A 26,058-nucleotide genomic window follows, 5' to 3' on the forward strand; every position below is an offset into this window, starting at 1 on the left:
AGTTTCCTAAATTACCTCCCATAAAATACTGCTTATGAAATATTCAACATGGCTTACGGTAGGTAAGCTTGCTTTGCTTGCTGTTCCTATACTTATACTGGCCAATGCCGATGCCAACTATGGCTTAATTGGCTATACGGATAAGCACAGCCCGGTAACGGATACGACTAAGAAAGATTCTGTACAATTTACTGAGAACAAAAGCCTTCCCCTTAAACCAACCCGCAAAATTGATTTTAGTACCGAAGAAGGCTCGTGGATGAGCCTGGATGTTAGTCCTGATGGGCAAACCCTGTTGTTTGATTTGATGGGAGACCTGTATACCATGCCTGTTGCAGGCGGCACAGCAACTGCCATTACAAAAGGGATGGCCTATGATGTGCATCCAAGGTACAGTCCGGATGGAAAAAAGATTCTATTTATATCTGACCGTAGTGGTGCCGATAATGTGTGGTATATAGATACCGAGAAAAAAGACACGGTGCAATTAACAAGTGATCATAACCAATACTTTCCCAGCGCCTGCTGGACACCTGATGGCAATTATATTGTTTATGCCAAGGGCCGCCGAAACACCAAATTATATATGGTGCATCGCAAAGGCGGTGGAGGTATTCAGTTGATTGATGCCCCTTCTTATTTAAAAACCATTGACCCTGCGGTAAGTGCTGATGGCCGCTATGTTTATTTTTCTGAGCGTATGGGGGCATGGAATTATAATGCTCAATTACCGCAATACGAAATTGGGGTGTACGACAGGGAGAATGGTAAAATTAATACCATTACCTCACGATATGGCTCTGCTTTTACGCCGGTATTATCTAAAGATGGTAAATGGATGGTTTATGGTAGCCGGTTTGAAGATAAAACCGGGCTGGTATTGCGCAATTTGCAAAATGGTGAAGAAAAATGGATTGCTTATCCGGTACAAAGAGATGAGCAGGAATCTATTGCGCCGCTGGGTGTATTGCCGGCTATGGCTTTTATGCCTGATAGTAAATCCCTTGTAGTTTCGTATGGTGGTAAATTCCACCGTATTGCTATTGATGGTGGTGCTATAACCGATATTCCTTTTAATGCTAATCTGCAGTTAGAGTTAGGACCGCAGTTGAGTTTTAAATATCCGGTTAGCGATACTGCTTTTCAGCAAGCCACACAAATAAGGGATGCTGTTCCTTCACCCGATGGGAAAAAACTGGCATTTACTGTATTAAATCGTTTGTATACCATGGATTATCCAGGTGGAACCCCTAAACGGGTTACTACCAATGAGCAAACTGAAGCCCAGCCAACCTGGTCTCCAGATGGTAATAGTTTAGTATATACTACCTGGATGGCAGATGGTGGTCAGTTGTATCGCATTACGCTTAATGGCAAAACAAATACACCGCAACAATTAACCAAAGAACCGGGCTTGTATCAAAACCCTGTGTTTAATACCAGCGGAGACAGGATTGTTTTTATGCGCAGCAAAGCAAGGGTTTATAAGGATTCTTATGGCCCCGGCTATGATGGTAGTGAAGATGAATTGTGTTATATAAATGCTACCGGCGGCGATATTACATTAATCGATAAAAGTCTTGGCCGTTATAACCCACATTTTGTAAAAGGACAGGATAGAATATATCTTACCAATGGCAATGGCGACCTGATTTCTATTAAATGGGATGGTACCGATGAGAAAAAAATGGCCCATGTTACCGGTATTACTACGTATGGATCTATTGCCACAAAAAATGGCCGTCCCGATCCCGAAGCCATGAAATGTATTGTATCTGCTGAGGATGAAAATGATAAGGAAAGAGAAATGAATATGCCTTCTGCTGCCTCATGGATCACCATGTCGCCAACTGGAGATAGGGCACTTACCCAAATTAACAACGATATTTATGTGGTTACCATTCCTAAAACCGGTAAACTTAATAATATCTCTGTAGCAAGTGCAGATGATGCTGAATTTCCTGCCCGTAAACTAACAGAAATTGGTGGGGAGTTTCCTTACTGGCAAAGTGATGGTAAAACTGTGTACTGGAGTTTGGGCAGCACCCATTTTACTTATGATGTAGATAAAGCCCAGGCTTTCGAGGATAGCCTGGCAGCCGCTAAAAAGCTGGAAGCCAAAAGAATACTCGATTCTACTGCCCGCCTTGCCGCCGACTCTACACTAAAGAAAGCGGCCGATTCTTTAAAAATAATTCAGGATTCTATTAAAGCAAAAGATACTACTGCCAAAAAAGATATTAGTAAAGACGATCCTAAATACAAGGCAGCAGAAACAGATGTAAAAGTCTTTTTCAAAAAGGATATGCCGCAGAGCACAGTATTAATGAAGAATGCTCGTATTATTACTATGAAAGGCGATGAAGTTTTTGAGAATGGAGATGTGTTAGTGGTAAATAACCGCATTAGTGCAGTAGGTAAAACAGGTACGGTTGCTGCCCCTTCAGGAGCTAAAATTATGGATATGACGGGTAAAACTATTATACCCGGTTTTGTAGATCCGCATGCACATATGTGGCCTAATTGGGGTATTCACAAAAATCAAATTTGGATTTATGCCGCTAATCTTGCCTACGGGGTAACTACCACCCGTGACCCGCAAACTGCTACCTCCGATGTGCTTACTTATGGCGATATGGTAGATGCCGGCAGCATGATTGGTCCGCGTGTTTACTCTACAGGTCCGGGTGTTGGTTATTGGTATTATAATGTAAAAGATTCTGCACAAGCCGAAAGTATTTTACAGCAATACAGCAAATACTACCATACCAAATACATTAAAATGTATTTAACAGGTAACCGCAAACAAAGACAATGGATTATTACTGCGGCCCGTAATCAGCAGTTAATGCCTACCACAGAAGGTGGCTTGGACTTTAAGCTAAATATGACCAACCTCCTAGATGGTTATCCCGGCCACGAACATGCGTTGCCTATTTATCCTTTGTATAGTGATGTGTTTAAAACCATTGCACAGGCAAAAATGATTGTTACCCCAACCTTACTCGTATCGTATGGCGGTCCTTTTGCTGAGAATTATTTCTGGGAAACAGAAAACCCCTATCATGATGCCAAAGTGCAGCATTTCTTTGCTTACGAAGAACTTGCACAAAAAACAAGGAGGGTAGGCCAGTGGACGCTGCCAGAAGAACAAATATTCCCCAAACATGCCAAAAATATGAAGAGCCTGGTGGAAGCTGGTGGTTTGGTGGGTGTAGGTAGCCATGGCGAGTTTCAGGGACTTGGCTATCATTGGGAATTATGGGCCATGCAAAGTGGCGGCATGCGCACCATCGATGCACTTAAAACAGCTACCATTCTTGGTGCTACCGGTTTGGGTTTAGATAAAGACCTGGGCAGTCTGGAACCGGGCAAACTGGCCGATATGATTATATTGGACAAAAACCCATTGGAAAATATACGCAATACCAACACCATTCAATTTGTAATGAAAAATGGCCGTTTGTACGAAGGCAGCACCTGCAACGAGGTGTACCCGCAACAGCGTAAACTGGACATGAGTGAGTGGAAATACGATAAACCCACCATGAATACCAATATTAAAGAATAATGCTTTTGTAACCTGTAAACTGCAACAGTGTATAAGCTGTTGCAGTTTTTTTATGTTCCCAACTGTACATTAATAATAGGGCTTTACTTGCCACGCTCGGTTCATGGTTCCTCTTTTATGGCGGCAAAAAGCAGCCGGTTTTATATGTGTATTCGCGTAAAAACTGCTATCTTACCCAAAATATTAATTATGAAAAAATGGCTTGCTATTTTATTTTGCGCCACCATGGTAACACAGGTGCAGGCACAGCAAAAAACAGCTTTGTTTAATGGGAAGGACCTAACTGGCTGGTTTGTAAACGGTACAGAAAAATGGTATGTGGAAAAAGGCCAATTGGTTTGCGAAAGTGGCCCCGATAAGAACTACGGCTACTTATCAACCAATAAAAATTATAAAAATTTTGAGTTAACCCTGCAGTTTAAACAAGAAGCCAATGGTAATAGCGGTGTGTTTTTTCGCAGTGGTATAGAAGGTGTTAAAATTAGCGGCTGGCAAGCTGAAGTAGCACCTATTAACCAGCATACCGGCGGTATTTACGAGTCTTACGGCCGTGGCTGGCTAATACAGCCCAAAGCCGAAGATGAAAAATATTTAAAAACCGGCAAGTGGAATAAATACACAATAAGGGTAGTAGGCGATGAAGTTACTACCTGGTTAAACGGCCATCAGATGGTATATATTAAAGATGAGAAAATTGGTAAGGGCGAAGGTTTTATTGCCCTGCAAATACATGATGGTGGTGGTATTAAAGTGCGCTGGAAAAATTTGATGATAGAAGAGCTGTAGTTTAGTTTTGGCTGATTGCCTGCTTCTTGCCGTGTTAAATGGTGAGTAGTGAGTTGTGAATGGTGAATGGTGAGTAGATGATGCATATAGATGTTTCATCTACCCGCCATTTTTGTTTTTGTATGTTGCCAAAAGCTATGCTGCACAAGAGTGCGACGCAAGTAAAGTCCAATTATATTATCAGCAGCCTGGCTACAAATACTACTCTTTTTTATTGCCCAAAAAAGTTTGCATATAGGATGGTACCAGTTGCCTGCTTTTAGGTGTCTTTTTTGCGACTATTGGTTTTTGATATTCCAGGTAGTAAATTTTTAGCAGTATAATAAAAAACGAAATAACTACTGGCCCAAAAATTAATCCAATAAATCCGAAATAATTTAAGCCCATTATTACGCCAAGTACGGTTACTATGGGGTGTACATCGGCCATGCGTTTGGCCAGCATAAACCGTATAACATTGTCTATACTACCCATTAATAAAGCTGCCCAGGCCAATAAGAAAAAGCCCTGCCAAATATGGCCGCTGGCAAAATGAATAATTACTATTGGCACCCAAACAATGCCTGCCCCTACAATGGGTAAAATAGAAGAAAAGCCCGTAATTACCGCCCAAAAACCAGCTTCGGGTACGCCGGTTATAGCATAGGCAATAAAGCCTAATAAACCCTGCGCCACAGCAATTAATGGTATACCAACTGCATTGCTAAATGTTTGTGCTACCAACTCATCGCCAAACATTTTTATTTTATCTTTTTTAAATGGCAGATAAAACAAAATAGCAGCTTCCATTCTGTTGGTATTGGTAATCATAAAATACAAAAAGAAGTAGAGCATTAAAATGGCTGAGAAAAATCCGAGGCCCTGGTTTACGATACCCGATAAAAGATTGGTGCCAAATGATTGTATAGCAGCCAGGTTTTTGTCGGTAATTAGTTCAAAACCTATTTGCTCTTTAATTACTGCATCAAACCGTTCTATGGTATGCATAATTTCGGCAGGGTTGGTGGCAGCCTGTCCAATTTTATTTACCACCATCGAAACCAGAATGGTAATGGGTAATAGTATAATAAAGAACGAAACCACAATAACAATAATGGCCGCATTTCCTTTTTTCCAGTTGTGTTTTTTAGTAAGCCAGGTTACAACCGGTTTACTAAGTATGTACAAAATAATGGCCGATAAAAACGCTGTAAAAAACTGGCCCAAACTATACAGCAAAAACAAGCCAAATATTAAAATTATGGCAAGAAAAAAGTATCGATTAACTTTATAGTCTTTAGCAGTCTCCATACTGTATAAATTAGGTGTGTAATATTTAAAGTTAGCATTTCATTTCTAAACATAAAACCATGAACAACAATCAAAAATTTTTAGCCGGTTTAATTCTTGGTGCCGCTGCAGGTGCAATAGTAGCCTTATTTCTGCAAAGTGATAAAGGAAAGGAAGTGGTAAGCGATATTAAAGATGCAGCAGCAAAGGCAGGAGAAAAATTTAACGAAAGCATGGCTAATGTTAACGAAGAAATTAACGATTTGGTAAATAAAGGCAAATCTTTTGCCGAGCACATGCAAACAGGTAAACAAGCGGATAATACAACTGTATAGTTATATTGGCCCGGCTCAATAACAAGTAACAGGCTTTACTTGCGTCGCACTCTTGTACCGCATAACTATTTGCAGCAATAGCTTGAATTACTATCAAAGCACCAAACACCCATCATGAGCACCGAAGAAAAATATTTTGACGCCACCCGAAAAGCACTGGAAGAATATGTGCAGGACCGGTTGCTATTGTTAAAAATGCAATCGGCTGAGAAAACAGCAAAAATTGTTTCATTACTATGTACAGGAATGCTGGCAACTTTTCTGGGATTTTTTGTTTGCCTTTTTATCAGCATTATGGCAGGTTTTTATTTTGCTGCCCTTACCAACAGTACATTTGCCGGTTTTGCAATTGTAGCCGGGTTTTATTTATTGTTATTAATTGTATTGATGGTGTTTGGAAGAAAACCCCTTAAACGGGTCATCAGCAATTTGGTAGTAAAAATATTTTTTGATAAAAATGATGAGGCAGATGACACCGGTAAATAATACATCGCATGCAACCATAGAAAATATGGAAGACCTAACTGCCAATATTGCACTGGTAAAAGCACGTATTAGGATTAGGGAAAAGGATTTAAAGGAAAGGTTAGATCGCCTGCCCGAGGAAACCGTTAAATCGGCCATTAGTAGTGTTATACCCGCATTTGTGTCAAACCTGTTGCCCGGTAAGGGTATTGGACTTATTACAAGTGTGGCGGGGTTATTGCTGGGTAAAGATACCATCCAAAATGGCAATTGGATAGGTGCGGCTGGTAATATCGCCAAACAGATAGGGTTATTTACTACTTTAAAAAGCATTTACTCGTTATGGCGAAAAAAGAAACCTGCCGCTAAGGAATAAATAGTTTCAATTGTATTGTATAAACCTATTCAAAACACCAACTCCTGGCAGCAAAAAAAATAATATATAAAACCCTGAAAATACTTGGTTGGGTGGCAGCAGTAATAATACTGTTGATAATTGCATTGGTGATAGCCATACAAATACCTGCCGTACAGGAATTTGCAAAAACAAAAGCAGTAAACTATCTGCATAGCAAAATAAACACACCGGTTTCTATTGGTCGCTTATCTGTTCAATTTCCGAATAATATTACCATAGAAAAAGTATATCTTGAAGATGAGCATAAGGACACATTGTTATACGGAGAAAAAATAAAAGTTGATATTGGGCTATGGCAACTACTCAGCAATCAGGTATCATTGCATTCACTTGAATTAGAGGGTATTCAGGTAAACGTCAACAGAACGATAAAAGACAGCGCTTTTAATTTTGATTATATAATAAAAGCTTTTAGCTCAGATTCAGATACTGCAGCAGTTAAAAATACATCCACCAATAGCTTTAGTTATATAATCGGACCAATCTTGCTGCATAATATTCACGCCACTTATAAAGATGATTTTACCGGAACAGATGCAAAAATTAGTGTAGGGAATCTACAGGCCATAATTAATGCATTAGACCCCGAAAAAGCAAAATACCATATCAACTCATTAACAATTGCTGATGTGCAGGCAACCATAAGGCAATATAAACAGCTGGCGACAATTGTAGATACAAGTAATTCTGTAAATACAAACTCGGTTAAAACAGATATGCAGTTGGGTTTGTTACAGGTGTCAAATGTATTATGCTCATATATAAACGAACCATCTGCTTTAGAAGCAAATATGAAGTTGGGTGTTTTCAATACCCGCATGGGTAAAATCGATATCAATAATTTGTATTTTCCTGTCAAGTCATTGCAGCTTAACAATTCCGATATTGCCATAATAAAAGGCAAGGCTGCGATAGATAGCCTGGTACAGGCAACACCTGTAAATGCAGCACCAACTGCAACAATTTGGCATATAAATATTGATGCAACTGCCCTGCATAATAACTTTTTCCGCTATGATGATCAACAGGAAAAGCCTGTAACTAACGCGTTAGATTATAATCACCTCTTTTTGCAAAATGTTGATTTTGTTGCCAATAACCTCAATCTATCACCTCAAGGTTATACAGGCGCCATTACAAACCTCTCCTTTAAGGAAAAATCCGGCTTTAATATCAGACAGTTTAATACCGTGTTTAATTATAACGACACAGCAGCAGCCTTAAACAATTTTTATCTTAACACAGGTAAGTCTGTTTTGAAAGATAATATCAAAATCAGTTATCCTTCCATAGAAGCTATTAAAGTGAGCCCGGCAACACTTTTTGTAGATGCGGGTATTTCCAAAAGTATTGTTTCAGTAAAAGATATTTTACTGCTGGCGCCATTTTTAAAATCGCAATTAAAGGGAAATGAACAACAGCAATTTGCTATAAATAGTCATGTAAAGGGTTTTGTTAATAATCTTGCTATTCAGGATTTTGAATTATCTGGTATGTCTAATACTTCTATCGCAATAGCTGGTAGCATCAAAGGATTACCTGATATAAATAAAACCTTTTTTAACCTGCAGCTAAAGCAATTTGCATCCGGTAAAAAAGATATTGAAGCCATTTTAGGTAAAGCAAATATGCCTTCTTCTTTTCGTTTGCCAAACGCTATGAAGGTAAATGGCATTTTTAAAGGAACTATACAAAGTTTTACCACGAATCTGCAGGCGATCACTTCTAGTGGTAATGCTACCATAAACGCAACCGTAAAAAATGGAGGAAAAGCATACGATGGTGTAATACATTTAAAGGAAGCCAATCTGGGCTATCTGCTAAAGCAGGATACTTTATTAGGTAAATTTTCACTGGATGCAGTTGTTAAAGGTGCTGGTACTGATTATAAAACTATGCACACCTCACTTACTGCCAATTTGCAAAGCGGAACATTTAAAGGATTTACCTACCATGATTTGTCATTGGATGCATTATTAAATAATGGCCAGGCAATATTTTCTTCTTCTATGCAAGATCCTTCTTTCAGCTATAGCTTAAATGGGGAATCTAACCTAAATGGTAAATATCCTTCTTTGCATCTTGATCTGCAATTGGATACAGCCAACCTGCAGGCTTTGCATTGGTACAACGATACGCTTTCCATTCATGGTAAATTACTTGCGCAATTCACCAGTTTAAACCCTGATGAACCGGAAGGAACTGTATTGATAAATAATATCAGCATTACAAAAGATAAATTGCACATTGGTACCGACAGCATTTATTTGCTTGCCGAGAAAAATGATACCGCCAATCACTTGTACTTGTACACTGAAACGGCTAAATTAGATCTGCGCGGCAAGTATCAGCTCACTCATACAGCTGCCGCTTTAAAACAGGCTTTTGAGCAATATTATAACACAGTAAGTAAACCCGATACAGCAGCATATAATGATGATTGGCGGATGACGATGCAGTTTAATCCTTCTCCATTACTGTTACAGTTAGTTCCTGCAATTAAGGGAACAGACAGTATTGCAGGTACGATGGATTTTAATAGCAGGGATAAAATATTAGCGATGCAGTTACAGGCACCACATGTGCAGTATAACGACATGTACATTGATCAAATGTATGGAGCCATCAACAGCGATTCTAATAAACTCACCTATCAATTTAATATCAATAAAGGCGGCACCCGGGGTTTTAGATTATATAAAACGGAGGTGTCTGGTACTGTAGCCGATAATATGATTAATACCTCTTTGCTCTTTAAGGATGCAGTTGAGCAGGATAAATATCATCTTTCTGCAAAGCTGTCAAAGGTTGCTTCGGGTGTACTTTTTAAGCTCGACCCGGAAAACTTGTTATTGAATAAAAAGCAATGGACTGTAAGTAAGGATAATTATATTCAGGTTGACACAAATGGAATTTCAGCAAGCCAGTTTGAATTAATGCATCAGGATCAAAACTTAAGTATCAACAGTATTTCTTCCAATGCAAATGCACCATTGGAAATCAAGTTTAAAAATTTCAGCATTGCTACTATTACTGATATTATAGAACAGGATTCACTATTAGCAAATGGCATTATCAACGGTAATGTAATACTTTCAAACGCTACAACATCCCCAACTTTTACAAGTAATATTACCATCGATAATCTTAGTTATAAAAAAGATACGGTTGGTAACCTGCTTGTACAGGTTAACAATGATGTGGCTAATATTTTTGATGCCAATATTGCTTTAACAGGAAATGATAATGATATTACTGCAAAAGGAAAATATTTTATTGAAAACAATAGTGCAGATATGCAGCTAAATATCAATCAATTTAATTTATCAAACATACCTGCTTTTTCTGTAGGACAGCTAAAAGATGCCGGTGGATTGCTAAAAGGCAGCATTGCAGTTAAGGGAAAAATAGATACCCCAATTGTAAATGGTAATGTCTTTTTCGAAAATGCTTTTATTACACCAACCTTGCTTGGCGAACGCTTTTCCCTGCCCAATGAGCAAATTAATATCATACCACAGGGCATTCATTTTAATGAGTTTTCATTGGTGGATACTTCGGGTAATAAAGCCATTATTAACGGCGATGTACTTACCACCGATTTTAGAAATTATAATTTCGCTATTAATTTACTGGCAGATGATTTTAGCCTGGTAAATTCAACAAAGGCTGATAATCCGGATTTTTTTGGAAACCTAAATCTTGATGCCAATATTAAACTGGGAGGGAATACACAAATACCTGTAGTAGATGCGCAAATTCATATTAACAAGCAAACCGATTTTACATTTATCCTACCCGGGAACGATCCAGAACTACAAAGCCGCGAAGGGGTGGTACATTTTATAAATGCAGACGATTTGAATGATAGTTTGCAACAAGATCTTGATATCGATTCAGCGCTACATCTATCCTCGTTAGCGGGTTTCGATTTTTCAGCCATTATTGAAACTGATACTGCAGCCTTGTTTACACTGGTAATTGATGAGCGTAGTGGCGATGCACTTACACTAAAAGGCAATGCACACCTGGCAGCCGGTATGGATGAAAGTGGCAAACTAAGCCTAACTGGTAATTATGAATTAGAAAAAGGCGCATACCAGTTATCGTTTAATTTATTAAAGAAAAAATTCGATATACAAAAAGGTAGTGTCATCACCTGGACTGGCGACCCCACCTCTGCAACTGTTGATATTACCGCACTTTACGAAACCAAAGCAGCCCCAATAGATTTGGTAGAAGCACAACTTTCTGGCCTAAGTCCGGCAGAATTAAATAAATACAAACAACGTATTCCGGTTAAGGTATATCTTAAAATGAAAGGCGATTTGATGCATCCCCAAATCACATTCGATGTGGCATTGCCTGAACCAGAAATTTCCAGGTGGCCACTTGTTGATAATAGCCTTGAACAAATTCGAACCAACGAGTCAGAATTAAATAAACAAGTATTTGCCCTGTTGCTACTGGGCCGCTTTGTTGGCGAAGATATAACCCAAAGCAGTGCAGGCAGTACCAGCACCGCTACCTTGTTAAGGCAAAGTGTTAGCGGTATTTTGGCCGATCAGTTAAATAAAATTGCCGGCGACCTCATCAGCGGCGTAGATATTAATTTTGGAATAGATGCGCAAGACGACTACTCTTCCGGCTCACAACAAACAAGTACCGATTTAACGGTGGGTCTATCAAAATCCCTTTTCAATAACCGCATTAAAATAAGTGTGGGCAGCAATTTTGCATTAGAAGGTGCCAGCGCAAATAAAGATGCAGCCAATATTGCCGGCGATGTGGCAATAGATTATCTCTTAAGCAAAGATGGCCGCTATACCTTGCGTGCCTACCGCAAAAATAATTACGAAGGTGTGCTGGAAGGGCAAATTGTAGAATCCGGACTCACCTTTATGTTAACATTCGATTACGATCATTTTAAAGAACTTTTTCAGGCAAAAAAAGAGAAAACAAATAAAAAAAATGCATCCAAAAATCTGCAATAATAGTTTAGGGGCGTTACCCTTTGGGTCGGGCTTTCCGCTGCAAGTCCTCACTCCGCTGCGTTGCACTGCGCTTCGTTCCGGGCTTTCCGCTTCAATCCCTAACGCATTTTATTGCTTTATATAATAACATCAACAAATCAGGCAAATTAATACAACACTTTAATGCATAAAATCGGGTACCTCATATTAATTTTTCTGTTTGCACTGGCTACATCCTGCAGTGTAACCAAAAGCATACCTGCTAACGATGCATTATATAACAGTGCCACTATAAAACTGCGGCCGGCAGATAGTAGTAGCAAATTGCATAACAAAGACCTGGTCGCTGAATTAAATTCATTACTAAGGCCAGTACCAAATGCCAGTTTTCTTGGTATAAAATATAAATTGCTCATATATAATCTTGCCGGTACGCCAACAGGCAAGGGTATCAGGTATTGGGCTAAAAATAAATTGGGCGAGCCACCGGTTTTGGCCAGTAGTGTTAACATCACAAAGAACAGCGGCATTTTGCAAAACAGGCTGGAAAACAGGGGCTATTTTGGCGCAACGGTTGCTGCAGATTCTGTAACAAAAAAACAGCAGTTCTTTGTTACCTATACAGCAAATATTACAACTCAATATACCCTGCAAACCGTAACATTTAAAACTGATAGCAGCGCAGTTGGACTGGCTATTCAAAAAACGCGGGAAGCCACACTTTTGCAACCAGGTAAAGCCTACGATCTGGATATTATAAAAGCAGAAAGAGAAAGAATAGATGCTGCTTTAAAAGAAGAAGGGTTCTTCTATTTTAACCCCGATTTTATTATTGTAAATATCGATTCTGCATTGGGTAATCATACCGTAAACCTGTATCTAACACTCAAAAAAGAAACACCGGCCAAAGCCAAAAAAAGCTATAGCATTAACGATGTAATTGTTTATGCCGATTATAACCTGGAAAACGATACCGCCAGTATACATGCAAAAGAACAGGCCACCCGGTTTAACAACTTCTATATTTTTGATCCCGAAAAAAAGTTTAACCCAAAAGTATTTACCAGAACACTTGTGTTTAAACCCGGCGATGTATATAACCGTGCAGCCCATAACCAATCTTTAAACAGGTTGGTAAGTTTAGGTATGTATAAATTTGTAAGGGCCCGTTTTCAGGAAGTAGATACCATGCCGGGCTCGCATTTAAATGCATTGTATTATTTAACACCCAAACAAAAAAAATCTTTAAGGCTCGAAGTATCGGCACTAACAAAATCCAATAACTCCAGCGGTGGCGAGGTTTCCCTCAACTGGCTTAACCGTAATTTTTTAAAAGGGGCAGAATTATTTACCGTTAAAGTATTTGGTGGCCTGCAAAAGCAGGTAGCTGCACAACAGCCAACCATCAGCACCAACAGGTTGGGTATAGAAGCCAATTTAATTGTACCACGTATTCTTGCGCCATTTAAATTTACCACCAACAGCAATTATGTACCCCAAACAAAATCAACACTGGGCTACGAAATTTTTCAAAGAAACACACAGTATACGTTAAGTTCGGCCAAAGCCAGCTTTGGCTATATATGGAAGGAGAGCGCACAAAAAGAACACCAGTTGGATATTATTTCTTTAAACCTGGTACAGCCAAGAGCTATTACGCCGGAGTTTCAGGCGCAGCTGGATACCAATATCACCCTTGCCCGCAGCATAGAAAAACAGTTTATCATTGGCTCTAATTATAATTTTAATTACAATTCACAGGTAACCCCCAATAACAAACGCAATAATTTTTATTTTAACGGCAATCTCGATATGTCAGGCAATTTATATGGACTACTATCCGGCGCCGATGTGCAAGCTGGTAAAGAACGTACCATATTTGGTTTGCCTTTTTCCCAGTATGTAAGAACTGAAATTGATGTACGCTACTATCTTAAAACCGGACCTAAAAATTTGCTGGCTACCCGTTTGCTGGCAGGCCTGGGTTATGCCTATGGCAACAGTGTTTCCCTGCCATTTGTAAAAGCATTTTTTGCCGGCGGCACCAACGATATAAGGGCATTCAGGGCAAGGGCGTTGGGGCCCGGCAGTTACTATGCAGGTAATGCGGCTGTGCTAGGCTTTTTGCCCGATCAGCCCGGCGATATTAAGCTGGAATTAAATACCGAATACCGGGCTAAATTATTCTCCTTTTTATATGGTGCTGCTTTTATTGATGCCGGTAATACCTGGCTGTTAAGAGAAGATGCGCAAAGACCCGGTGGTAAAATTACCAACGCTTTTTTAAACGATATTGCCGTAGGCGCCGGACTTGGTTTGCGCGTAGATGTAGGCTTTTTTGTTGTACGGTTAGATGCGGCCATTCCCATACGCAAACCATATGTAACCGGCTCCAAATGGGTATTTAATGCCATTGATTTTGGTAATGAAGACTGGCGCCAGCAAAACCTTATTCTCAATCTTGCCATTGGTTATCCTTTTTAGCTGCGCATACGCAACTTCGTAAATAAGCGGCAGTTGATGGTTGCTTATTTACCCGGCGATGGTACATCTATGCAACATCCTTGCGTCGCACACTTGTACGGTTAGATTATCTATTGGGCTTTTATCAAGGCAGGGATGCAAAAGGTGGCTGGTGGGAGGTGCCAGGAGTGTGTAAAAAATAGGGGCAGTGGAAAACCATAGCCCCAATCCTAAAGAATAATGTAGCTAATGCTTAAAATATCCTTTTTGTCTTTATTGCAAAAAAAACATTTTTTCCAAAAATGTTATGTACATTTTTAAAATAAAATAGGGGCGGTGGTTTGCCACTGCCCCTATTTCAACCCTAAACTTCTAAAAGATGACAAACCAATATAAATTTATTAATTTTTGTTTTTAAACAATATGAAAAAAAATTTTAAAATATGATAGCTTAAAATAGCATTTTGAGTTCCAAAAGATAAAATAATGCACACAAGCCAAGGGTACCCTCTATTCTTTTATAAAAGATTTTTTTACAACAGCATCCTTATTTTGAATTGTGAGAATGTAATTTCCTTTTTGCAACCGGCTAATATTTAAAGTGTAAAGTGAAGCATTAGCAGTTGCTGTAATACGTGTATTTCCGTTTAAATCACTTATGCTTAATTTACTGGGCAGGGTTTCAGACAATCCATTTATTTGCAACGAATTTTTTGCAGGATTGGGATAGAATTTAACTAATAAAGCATCATCGGGAATAGATAGAGTATTGCTGTAAGTTTTTGCCTTTTCAGATTTAACTGCAACTATACGATAATAAGAAGTGCCTGAAGCAGCGGTATGGTCTTCAAAATTTTTTTGGTTAGAAGTATTTTCAGCTGATACCCTGTATATTTCTTTAAAATTAATCCCATCGGGGCTTTTTTGTACACAATAATATTGAAAATCATTTTCTGGTTTATCGTCCCAAATAATACCATGATGGTGCAGCCATTTTTTTATACGAACGTATTTTTCCTCTGGACGGTCGAGGTAGCGTGCAAGGGCAATTTTGTATTCAGTTTCTTCGAAATTAGTGGTAATACCTGTTAAAACTATTTTTCCATCTGGCTGGAGGAGACCAGCACCATTGGTTTCATAACCTCCAAAATCTGTAGACATTCTTCCATTGATGCCAAAAGAAGAATCAATGATACCATCGACAGTGAATGCTGCCAGCACAAAATCTAACGCTTGAGCACTTCTTTGTTCATAACTTGCACCTGTTACAATGATTTTATCATCAGGGCGAATTAAAACTGTTTGAGCATATGTATTCACCCCTTCAAATGGAGCAGTTAGGAATCCGTTTTTCCCAAAAGTCAAATCCAATGCTCCTTTAGTATCATACCTTGCGAGAGTAATATTTTCATCTGTAACTGAAAAACTTCCTCCAGACATCCCACCCACTACAATTTTCCCAGTGCTCTGGATACCAACTCCAAATATTCGTTCGTCACCATTTATCAAATTGGTTACGACCTTTCCCTGACTTCCAAATTCAGCATCAAGCTTCCCGTTAGGTAAATATCTGGAAAGGCAAAACTGCGGGTGCGTAAGATTTTTAAAGCCAGTCACAATGATTTTGCCATCAGCTTGTAAAACGGAGCTACGGGCAAATTCAAGATCAAAAAAATCGGTAATTGTTGCACCATTTGCTCCAAATGAAAGATCGGTTTGTCCATTACTATTAAATCTGGTAATTAAAAAATCAGCATCTGTATTTCCGCTTAAAATAATCTTTCCATCACTCGCCAAAAGGATAGAAAATATTTCTTCTTGATAGCCAAAGCTTTTTATTATTTTACCATTTGTGCCAAATGTTGAATCAAGATTCCCATTAGGCTTATACTTTGATAAAAGGATATCATATTTTGGTGTAACAAACCCATTTGATCCATAACCACCTACTATAATATAATTATCAGGTGTAACGGCAACACAGGTGCCAAATTCAGAATCGTAGTTGAAATCAGTGATAACATTTCCCTGATTACCAAAGGATGAGTCAATTGTACCATCTGGCATATATCTTACAATAAGAAAGCCACCAAAAGCGCTTCCAACAACTACAATCTTTCCATCAAATTGCAGAGCTGATGCCTGTATATCAAAAGACAATCCACTGATAGAAGTAAGAACCTTTCCTTTCTGCCCAAAATTTTCATCTAAGGTTCCGGGCTGGGCATTAACGGAAAAACCAAAACCTGTAAAAAAGACAATTAGAATTACCTGCAAAAAACTTTGAGAAATAAATTTATTTTTTTTCATATTAAAGATTTATATGTATTAATTAATAGCTTCCCAAGAATCACAATTAAATAAATCTTGTTCACCAATAGTGTCGTAATATGTACCACATTCATTTTCATCTCCTGGATTGCATCCATGTCGATCATTACGGCATTCGATAAACTTGGTAATATTTAAATTATATAGTGTATTGGAAGGACTCATAGCACCTTGAAAAAAAGTAGAACCTCTACCCACCATGTATATATTTACATCATCTGAATTGGTCAAAATCGTTCCAAAATCACTATCAAAAACACAAGAGATGCACAGGGGGTCATTTTCATTATGTCTTTCCTGATTTTTTTTAAAGTCAGGTTGCCCTGGACAGTTACAATCGTCATCTAATCCATGCATCATAGTACAATCCAAATAAAACTCCGTCGGTACGCCAATTCTTCTGAACATATCATAAATGTTTGCAGACCCCATCTGAAATAAATCAATATTAGTGCTTGTGCCAGGAACTGTATAACTGCTGGTTAAAAGGCAATTTGTTTCAGTATTTACATTAATTCCAGTTGTAGGTGGCGGTGATAAAAAAATAGGTTCGCCATCAAATGTAAAAATATCATCTCCTTTACCACAGAAAGAAATTATAGGAGGCATATAGTCATTATATGCGAAGAAATCTTCAGGCGTAGCATACAAATCTTTTGGTATTATCATCGCTCCCCACATGTTTACGAGTCCCTTGATTAAAGATGCATACTCTACAGAGGGATCGCCATAATAAAAATTTTGGTCAATAGAACCTAATGCTGTGCTTACACCTGGGTAAGCTGCATCAATCATAAATTGCTTTTGATAATAGACAGCATTCATGGCTACAATACTTCCAGCACTTACACCACCTACAAAAAGTTTGTTTGTGTCTATCTGATAAGGGTCATCTGAAAAAGATGCAGAATGATTTCTTTGCCGTTTTATGATACTTCGAATTGCACCCCTTGCATCTTGTGAAGCTCTATAAATAGCTAACAATTGCTGTGCGGATGTATATTGAGTACCAGCAAATGGTCCGGTAAGAATTTTACGCGGATCAATTAGTACGCCTCGTCTATATTCAACATTAAATACTACGAAACCTCGTTTTGCATATTCATTTGCAAGAAAAACTATTCCGGGGTTATACAGACTACCGCATTCATCATAACTGCCACCATGAAAAAGAATAAGCGCAGGAAACTTACAATTATTATAATTAATGGGCACATTACCTCTTTTCTTTGGGTAATAAACCTGATAATACAGAGAATCCCCATCTGTTTCGCATATTGTTGTAGCACTTACGCCGCAACTGTTTAGAGAATATCTAACATCTTTGTAATCTGAGGGCATTGTTGATAATCCATAAACTACTGTATCTACGCCTACCATAGAATCAATTGTAAATTGACTGCTTCGTAAATCAAGTGAACAGAAAGCAGACCCAAAATTGCTGCAAATATTTGCGACAATTGAACTATCCTGCGCTTTAAGATTATAACAAATGCTTATTGAAAGAATGAAGATTAAGGGCATCTTTTTCATATAGGTAGTTAAAATTGGTGTTTTATAAAATTTGGCATAGAATTGATAAATATGTTACTAATACTAGATTAAAATTTTATATTATTTCTACTAGTAATAGCCCGCTACATATGCCTTTTGGAAAAATTCTCTTGCCATTGTTGGTCGCCTGCCCAACAATAATTAAACGCAATTATAAAATATGTATAATTACTCCCCAATTTTCGTGTCCTAACCATCCAATTTCTCATTCTGCGTCGCACTCTTGTGCGGTTATAACAATATGCAGCTGGTTGTAAAAGCCTTATTAACGCTTACCCTTTGGCTACTTTTATTCTTTTATAAACTGCTTAGTAATTACCTCGTTGGCGGTTTTTATGTGTAGCAGGTAGTTGCCGCTGGTTAGCTGTGCTATATTTATACTGTATACCGTGCTGTTGGTGGTGGCTATTAATCTGGTATTGCCGCTTATATCTGTTACCGTAAGTTTGGTGGTGCCTGCGGGTAAGCCCTGTATTTGCAGGTTGTTTTTGGCGGGGTTGGGGTAGAGTTGTATGGTGGGTGTAGCGGTTAAAGTAAGCGTATTGCTGTAGCTAATATTACCTGCATTGCTTACGGCGGCTACCCGGTAATTGCCAGTAGTATTGTTGGCCGCACTATAGGTTTGTATGCCACCATGGTGGTTACTAAATATACGTGCCACCTCTGTAAAAGCATTGCCATTAGTGCTGCTTTGTATGCTGTAATAATTAATTAGGTTATTGGGTTTATCCTCCCAGGTAAAGCCGTGGTGGTGCAGCCAGTGTTTTATTTTTACATACTGAATAGATTTAATCTTATCGTTATTATATTGAGCAAGTAAAATTGCTGGTTTAGATGATTCTGCGTAATCATTGGCTCTGCCAATTGCAACAATTTTTCCGTCTGTTTTTATATATCCTCCGACAACAGATTCTGAATAAGGCCCGAAATCGGTGCGAACTATTCCGAAATTGCCAAAACTATTATCCACAAAACCTGCGGCCTCTAATCTTACTAAAGCAAACTCCATCCCTACTCCGTAAACTTTGGTTTTTGTATTTCCCCACAAAAGAATTTTTCCATCATCTTGCACAGCAACTTCACTTGCCGTTGAAGATAAAGTATCAACTATTATAGTAGTTTTACCTAATGTCCCAAAAGAAGAGTCGAGAAATCCATCGGATGTATATTGCGCTATTGCCATATTACCTCCGGAAAATTCTCCTTCGAAGCCAGCAGCTAATATTTTTCCATCCTTTTGTAATGTGAGGTCTGATATTGATTCTCTAAAAGCTGGAAAATTTGTTACTGTCTTCCCCCCTTTGCCAAAAGATTCGTCTAAGCTTCCATTTGGTAAATACCGTACTAAAGCGAAACTTCCTGCAGTTTCCCCACCAGTCAATATTTTACCGTCCGGTTGAAAGGATATTGATTTGGCTATGGCTAATCCAAACAATGCTGTTATTGCTGATCCATATGTTCCAAATGAGTTATCAAGGGCTCCATTTTCCAAATACCTTGCAATAAGGAAATATTGACTTTGGTTATTTCCCGCTATTACAATTTTACCATCGTCTTGTATTGCTATAGCATAAACATTATCATCTTTATTAAAATTACTTGTTACAATTCCATTTTCTCCAAAAGATTGATCAATAGTGCCGTTAGAGTTATAACGAACTAAAGCAACATCATAGAAAGTACCAAACATTCCAGACACTACACTGCCCGCCACCACTATTTTCCCATCCGCCTGTATTGCAACTGCAAATGCTTGTTGTACGTCATAACCTAAATCAGTTATCACTCTTCCGGAATTTCCAAAAGTGCTATCGACTACTCCATTTTCTAAATACCTGACTACAAGAAAATTTTCTCCTCCCTCACTACTTGTAAATGTACCTGCAACGACTATTTTATTATCTGATTGCTTTACTCCATCGGTTATTAATGCGTAGCCATCTTCATAAGATGTAATGACTTTTCCATTTTTGCCGAATGTTGAATCTAACGTTCCGGATTGCGCGAAAACATTGATCAAGAGTAGTAGTCCGCAAATTGTAAATACTAATTTCATAAGTGTTATTTTAAAGTTTAAAAGCAAGAGCCATCATTAGCGCAGCCTGGGTTATTATCTGTTGTATTACATGTAACTCTGTTATTTTTACAATCTACAAATCTCGAATCTCCGGTTAATGAAGTAGATACGCCGCCAAGAATAGTTTGAAAAAAAGTTGCTCCTCTTCCAACCATATATTCGTAAACTGCATCACTATTGGTATATGCAGTCCCAAAGTCACTATCAAATGTACAAGGAGTGCAAGTATTCTTTGTTCTGTTTGGGACCATCGAGCATACAACACAATCATCATCAAGCCCATGTTCCATATTACAATCTAAATAAAGTTCCGCAGGAATACCGTTTGCTTTAAACATGTCATAAATGCCTTGAGAGCCAAGCGTCACATTATCTTGAGCAGCAGGGTCCCCTGCCAAAGAAAAATTTGCTAGTAAGCAATGTGTTTCACTATTTGTTATGCTACCCGAGGGCGAAAAGTACATGTATTGTTTTTGGTAATCAAATAATGGATCGCTTAATCCGTGAAAAGCGATTATTGGATACTTTTTGGGATTAGCAGAAAAAAAACTATAGGGATTTGATTCATTCGCAATAGGAATAGTCAAACCACCCCAACAATCAAATACCCCTTTTACATTAGGGAAAAAGTTATAATAAGTAGGATAGTCAATATCATAAAAATTTCTGTCTATGGAACCAAGTGATGTGCTTATACCGGGAAATACTGCATCATATTGGCTTTGAGTTTGATAATAAGCGGTTGATAGAGCAATTACACTGCCAGCACTAACTCCTCCAATAAAAAGTTTATTGACATTAATTTGATAGTTAACATTTAGTCCATCATTTTGTCTTTTAATGATGCTTCTAATTGCCCCTCTTACATCTTGACATCCTCTATAAATTGCAAGCAATTGTTGGGCAGATGTATAAGTTCTGCTAGGATCATTAGGCACTATGTTCCTATCAACTAGTACTCCTGTTCGATATTGAATACTAAAAGCTACAAAGCCTCTTTTTGCAAATTCTTGACATAGTTTTACTATTCCAGCATTCCTATAATCACTACACTCGTCCCAACTCCCTCCATGAACTAAGATTACTGCTGGAAGCTTGCAATTTAAGTAGTCATTATTTGAAGGATAATAAGCATCATACACTAAGTATGCGGCATCATTTTTACATATTGTTGGCCCAGCTATATCTCCTTCACAGCGATTTTTTTTATAAAACACATCGCTGAATACGTCTGATGTACCATTTTTACCATAAGGGATAGCCATATCAGTACCTATAGTGATTCCTGAAATCGGTACACTTAAATCTTTAGAACAAAAATCGGTGCATACATTTATTGTTTGGGCGTGAGTAAAACCAGCTAGCAATTGGAATAAAATAAAATACCCTAAAGTGTGAAGATTGGGTTGTTTTCTCATAATACGGTACGGTTTAGTTAGTTAGGTAATATCCAAGAAATCAAAGTAAGCTAATTCTGCACAATTCTGAATTAAATTAAAAACATTAAAATCAGTTGAACTCCTTAGGAGCGATACAATTTGTAGCTACTACGGAGCTCTTTAAACAATTAGTAAATAGGCTACTAACTTAACTCTCTTTTAGACCTATTTGCGATTTATACCAAATCGCACTTTCTTTTGCCTGTATAAAATACTTGCTAGAAGGATAAAAGAAAACATAATCTCCTTTAATGTCTTGCCATTATTGGTCGCCTAACCAACAATAATTAAAGGCTACTTTAAAATATATGTATAATTACTCCCCAAGTTTCGTGTCCTAACCTTCAAATTTCTCATTCTGCGTCGCACTCTTGTACGGTTATAACAATAGGCAGCTGGTTGTAAAAGCCTTATTAACGCTCACCCTTTGGATGCTTTTATTCTTTTATAAACTGCTTAGTAATTACCTCATTGGCGGTTTTAATATGTAGCAGGTAGTTGCCGCTTGTTAACTGCGCTATATTAATACTGTATACTGTGCTGTTGGCGGTGGCTATTATTCTGGTATTGCCGCTTATATCTGTTACCGTAAGTTTGGTGGTGCCTGCAGGTAAGCCCTGTATTTGCAGGTTGTTTTTGGCGGGGTTGGGGTAGAGTTGTATGTTGGGTGTATTGTTTACTAAAGTAAGTGTATTGCTGTAAGTAATATTACCTGTATTGCTTACGGCTGCTACCCGGTAATTGGCAGTCGCATTGTTGGCCGCACTATAGGTTTGTATGCCACCATTGTGGTTGCTATATATACGTTCCACCTCTGTAAAAGCATTGCCATTGGTGCTGCTTTGTATGCTGTAATAATTAATTAGGTTATTGGGTTTATCCTCCCAGCTAATACCGTGGTGGTGCAGCCAGTGTTTTATGCGGACGTATTTGTTTCTTTCGGGGTCATCACCGTTGTAACGAAACAGACCAACGTTATAAGTATCGTCGTCATTTTGAAGGAAAGAACCTGAAACTAAAATCTTCCCATCATTTTGTAAAGCACCTTCACCGCTAGTGACATCTGCACCCATTAAGTTGTTTATATTGCCGGGAGCAATTCCATTCTCGCCAAAAAGCGAATCAATTAAACCATTCTCATTAAATCTAACAACGGCTATTTTATCCTTTTCATTGAAATAGCTTCCGGTTAAAATAATTTTATTAGTTTTAGTTATAAATACATTTTTTGCTTCAGCAATAGTACCAGGAGTGTATAAATATGCATACCCCTTTAAATTACCAAAATTCAAATCCGGCTGCCCGTCAATTTGAAAACGCGCAACTAACATTGAACCTATACCATATTGTCCAGCAGCTATAATTTTTCCATCATCCTGAATTGTCAAATCATTTAAAGAAGAAAAGTTTCCTGTTACAGGTAATAAACGTGCAATTCCACTATTGCCAAAACTTTCGTCCAAAGTGCCATCAATATTATACCTTGTCAATTGTAATTGAAGAATTGAAGCACCATAAATATCGCCTGTTATAATTTTTCCATCACTTTGCAGAATTACTGCACCGGGGGTTACATTTGAATTATAAGTCGTGTAGATAACCCCATTTACGCCAAAATTCTGATCCAAATTACCATCAGGCATATAACGCAACATGAAATCAGCTCCAGGCTGTGAAAATGAACTTTGCTTATTTCCAGTTACTAATATTTTCCCATCTGCTTGAACTACCATCCCGCCAATAATGTCATTCCATTTACTAAGACGTGTTGTGACAAAACCATTTACTCCAAAAGCACTATCAATTTTACCATCTGGAAATAAACGTAATAATCCTACACCTCCATATGGAGGTTTTGTTACAAATCTTCCACAAGCTAAAATCTTATTATCTTTTAAAATTTCAATAGCTTGAACGTAAATAGGCAAAGCGCCCTCAATTTTTCTAATAATTACCTTTCCATTTATTCCAAAATTTTCATCAATACTTCCATCCGAATTATATCTCCCAATAAATAAGCCCCCTAAATTTTGTTGTGATATTGTGTCTGTATATCCACCGGTTAAAATTTTGCCATCCGGCTGTGTTTTAACAACACGACATGTGGCCCAAATACTATTATCTAAAATTTTCCCTTCAAACCCAAAACTGTTATCAAGAGTACCTGGTTGTGCATTTAAAGGAGTAATGGCTATTATTAGTAAATAAGCAACCAACAATTTTATAGCTTTCATATTTTTTATTTTAATTGTTATTTAAAGTTTTAAGGACATTCGCTGTCATTTGTAAATGTACAAGAATGATCAGGATCACACTCGGGGCATATTCGTTGATTAGTTATATGGTCTGTGTCATTATAGCTCACAAAAAATGATTTACCAGTATATCCAAAAGGAGGGAAAGCTCCGGTTATGGAGATATTCATAATAGTTTGAAAGAAAACGGCGGTTCTAACTGCTAAATAGGTAAATACTTGATCTTTAGTTGTAGCGTTAACACCAAAATTATCTGTTGCCACTGAGTTTATTCCATGGCCCATATTACAATCTGTATATAATTCTGAATATCGATTTAATTCTTTCAAGATAAAATACATATTGTGGGCACTTGCCAGTTTTATATAAACTGTATAAGGAGGAGATGTACCGGGGCTTTTCAATTTGTAATTCCCTGACGTTTCAAGGCAAAAATTTTCAGTACGATATTTGGCAGTCGAGGAATTAATATAATCCTGATATTTTCTATCATAGAAAGGAATAGTTGTATCGAGAGCTCCTCCAAACCCAATCATTGGCGGGTTAATTCTATTTCCTGTACCGCTTTGTGCTTGAAAAAAAGTCTTTTCAACAGTTCCAAAATCCGAATTATCGCTAGCATCGTTTCCATCAACTGATTTGGGGATTGTAATTCCACCCCAGCAATTCATAACCCCTCTTATAACGGGCCAGTAAGTCGGATTGTCAAGATCAGTTCCAGATTCGCCATAATAATAGTCTGCGTTCATATGTCCTAGCGCAGATTGTATATTAAGTGAAGTAGCCACGACCGGAAAAACTGCATTCATCATGTTTTGAGATCTATAATATGAAATGCCTAATGCAATGACTGCACCTGCACTTTGACCACCTACAAAAAATTGATCTTCATTTATAGTAAATAAATTACCATGATTTGAAGAATTTCGTTTAATAATACTCCGTATTGCGCCTCTAGCGTCTTGCATACCGCGATATGGTGCCAATTGTCGTTGAACAGAGGTACGAGTATTATCCCCAGTATCTAAAATTCTTCCACCGCGGTAATCTATTGTGATTGCAATATAGCCGCGCATAGCAAGTTGCTGACAAACTGTTTTTATGCCAGGTTGCAAATAATCAGGGCACTCTTGAAAACCGCCAGGATGAAATATAGCAACACACGGAAGAGGATAATTTATATAATCATGTCCATTTGTACTGTCTTCATAAGTGGAAAGTGGATAATATACATGGTACCTCAGAATACTAATATCATTATCTGGATTCGAAATACCGTAATAGTGTAAATCAGTCGCTGAACAAATGTCTGTGCTAAGATTACTAGTATCAACACATGCAAGCATTTCTTCATCTTTATATAAAACATCCTTAATAATGCCGGGATAGGTTCCCTTGTGGTAAGTAAAATTGGCTTCTTTGATATATGCTAAAGGATACAAGGGGTTTCTAAGGTCATTTGCACAATCTTTTGGGTGTTGTGTATCAATGGCTGGAAACTGAGAATCCTGTTTTGAAAAAACTGGGGAAAAAGGCATTAATGTACTTGCGATGGCAAAACCAGTTTGCTTTAAAAAATCTTTTCTCGATGTAAGCATAGGGGGGCAAATTTGGTTTGGGTAAACAATTGGTATTGTAAAGTAGGAATAAAATTTACAAATTAAGTTTGATGCAGCTTAAATTTTCATGAATATCAATTATTAAATGGCAGTGCTGCAGTTTTAGAAGCATGTATAAACACCTCCTTGCTATATAGCATTTCTTGCCATTGTTGTTCGCCTGCCCAACAATAATTAAAAGCAAGTATAAAATTGATTTAATCATTTCTCAATGCTTGTGTCATAACCTTCCAATCTCTCATTCCTGTAATCAAGCACCCCATTTCCCAAAACACCTCAATATATCCCCCGTGATTTTTCACGCCAAAAAATCGTGATAAATCACGCTATTTTTTTCAAAAAAATCTTTTTATTTTTATTTCGTAAACCTTTTTTCCCTTCGGGGATTCACCTTAATTAATAATACAATGGCAAGTAATTCAGAAACCGGCCATGCCGTTAACCTCGCCAATTTCAAAGTTTTAATTGATGCTTGTGGCACCTTTGGTGCAGCCTACAACCCA

General features: G+C 37.9%; 14 protein-coding genes. 7 read left to right on the top strand and 7 right to left on the bottom strand.

Annotation, left to right across the window (positions count from 1 at the left end; all coding sequences use genetic code 11):
* The first annotated feature begins 34 nt into the window (after positions 1-34).
* The gene (locus GD597_RS16750) at positions 35-3,571 is read left to right on the top strand and encodes an amidohydrolase family protein (protein WP_171609047.1); all 3,537 of its coding nucleotides are present in this window, start codon (positions 35-37) and stop codon (positions 3,569-3,571) included.
* A 189-nt stretch (positions 3,572-3,760) separates the two neighbouring features.
* Complete coding sequence (locus tag GD597_RS16755) at positions 3,761-4,357, top strand: 3-keto-disaccharide hydrolase (RefSeq protein WP_171609048.1); 597 nt, start codon at positions 3,761-3,763, stop codon at positions 4,355-4,357.
* A 201-nt stretch (positions 4,358-4,558) separates the two neighbouring features.
* Here GD597_RS16755 and GD597_RS16760 read toward each other — a convergent pair whose 3' ends face one another.
* Positions 4,559-5,647: an AI-2E family transporter gene (locus GD597_RS16760; protein WP_171609049.1), complete on the bottom strand. Its 1,089-nt coding sequence runs from the start codon at positions 5,645-5,647 to the stop codon at positions 4,559-4,561.
* Positions 5,648-5,706: 59 nt separating this feature from the next.
* On the opposite strand from GD597_RS16760, the gene GD597_RS16765 reads away from it, so the two are divergent.
* The 5 genes from GD597_RS16765 to tamL all read left to right on the top strand — a co-directional run bounded on the left by GD597_RS16765 (position 5,707) and on the right by tamL (position 14,301).
* Positions 5,707-5,961 (top strand): YtxH domain-containing protein, encoded by a 255-nt coding sequence (locus GD597_RS16765; RefSeq protein WP_171609050.1) that lies wholly within the window; start codon positions 5,707-5,709, stop codon positions 5,959-5,961.
* Positions 5,962-6,075: 114 nt separating this feature from the next.
* A complete protein-coding gene (locus GD597_RS16770; protein WP_171609051.1) occupies positions 6,076-6,447 on the top strand; it encodes a phage holin family protein in 372 nt (123 codons plus the stop codon).
* Positions 6,419-6,802 (top strand): hypothetical protein, encoded by a 384-nt coding sequence (locus GD597_RS16775; protein WP_171609052.1) that lies wholly within the window; start codon positions 6,419-6,421, stop codon positions 6,800-6,802. The genes GD597_RS16770 and GD597_RS16775 overlap by 29 nt, the downstream gene beginning before the upstream one ends.
* Positions 6,803-6,894: 92 nt before the next feature.
* Positions 6,895-11,838, top strand: a complete 4,944-nt coding sequence (locus GD597_RS22160; protein WP_171609053.1) for a translocation/assembly module TamB domain-containing protein — start codon at positions 6,895-6,897, stop codon at positions 11,836-11,838.
* A 162-nt stretch (positions 11,839-12,000) separates the two neighbouring features.
* Positions 12,001-14,301: a translocation and assembly module lipoprotein TamL gene (gene tamL / locus GD597_RS16785; protein WP_171609054.1), complete on the top strand. Its 2,301-nt coding sequence runs from the start codon at positions 12,001-12,003 to the stop codon at positions 14,299-14,301.
* A 489-nt stretch (positions 14,302-14,790) separates the two neighbouring features.
* On the opposite strand, the gene GD597_RS16790 is transcribed toward tamL, so the two are convergent.
* The 6 genes from GD597_RS16790 to GD597_RS16815 all read right to left on the bottom strand — a co-directional run bounded on the left by GD597_RS16790 (position 14,791) and on the right by GD597_RS16815 (position 25,534).
* Positions 14,791-16,590, bottom strand: a complete 1,800-nt coding sequence (locus GD597_RS16790; protein WP_171609055.1) for a T9SS type A sorting domain-containing protein — start codon at positions 16,588-16,590, stop codon at positions 14,791-14,793.
* A gap of 18 nt (positions 16,591-16,608) precedes the next feature.
* Entirely contained in the window at positions 16,609-18,144 is a 1,536-nt protein-coding gene (locus GD597_RS16795) for an alpha/beta hydrolase (RefSeq protein ID WP_171609056.1), read from the bottom strand.
* A 310-nt stretch (positions 18,145-18,454) separates the two neighbouring features.
* On the bottom strand, positions 18,455-20,221 hold the full coding sequence (locus tag GD597_RS16800; protein ID WP_171609057.1) for a T9SS type A sorting domain-containing protein: 1,767 nt from the start codon (positions 20,219-20,221) through the stop codon (positions 18,455-18,457).
* A 17-nt stretch (positions 20,222-20,238) separates the two neighbouring features.
* A complete protein-coding gene (locus GD597_RS16805) occupies positions 20,239-21,660 on the bottom strand; it encodes an alpha/beta hydrolase (protein ID WP_171609058.1) in 1,422 nt (473 codons plus the stop codon).
* Positions 21,661-22,118: 458 nt separating this feature from the next.
* Complete coding sequence (locus tag GD597_RS16810) at positions 22,119-23,915, bottom strand: T9SS type A sorting domain-containing protein (protein ID WP_171609059.1); 1,797 nt, start codon at positions 23,913-23,915, stop codon at positions 22,119-22,121.
* A 29-nt stretch (positions 23,916-23,944) separates the two neighbouring features.
* A complete protein-coding gene (locus GD597_RS16815; protein WP_171609060.1) occupies positions 23,945-25,534 on the bottom strand; it encodes an alpha/beta hydrolase in 1,590 nt (529 codons plus the stop codon).
* Positions 25,535-26,058: the final 524 nt, after the last annotated feature.

The sequence above is a fragment of the Limnovirga soli genome, from assembly GCF_013106755.1.
GTDB lineage: Bacteria > Bacteroidota > Bacteroidia > Chitinophagales > Chitinophagaceae > Limnovirga > Limnovirga soli.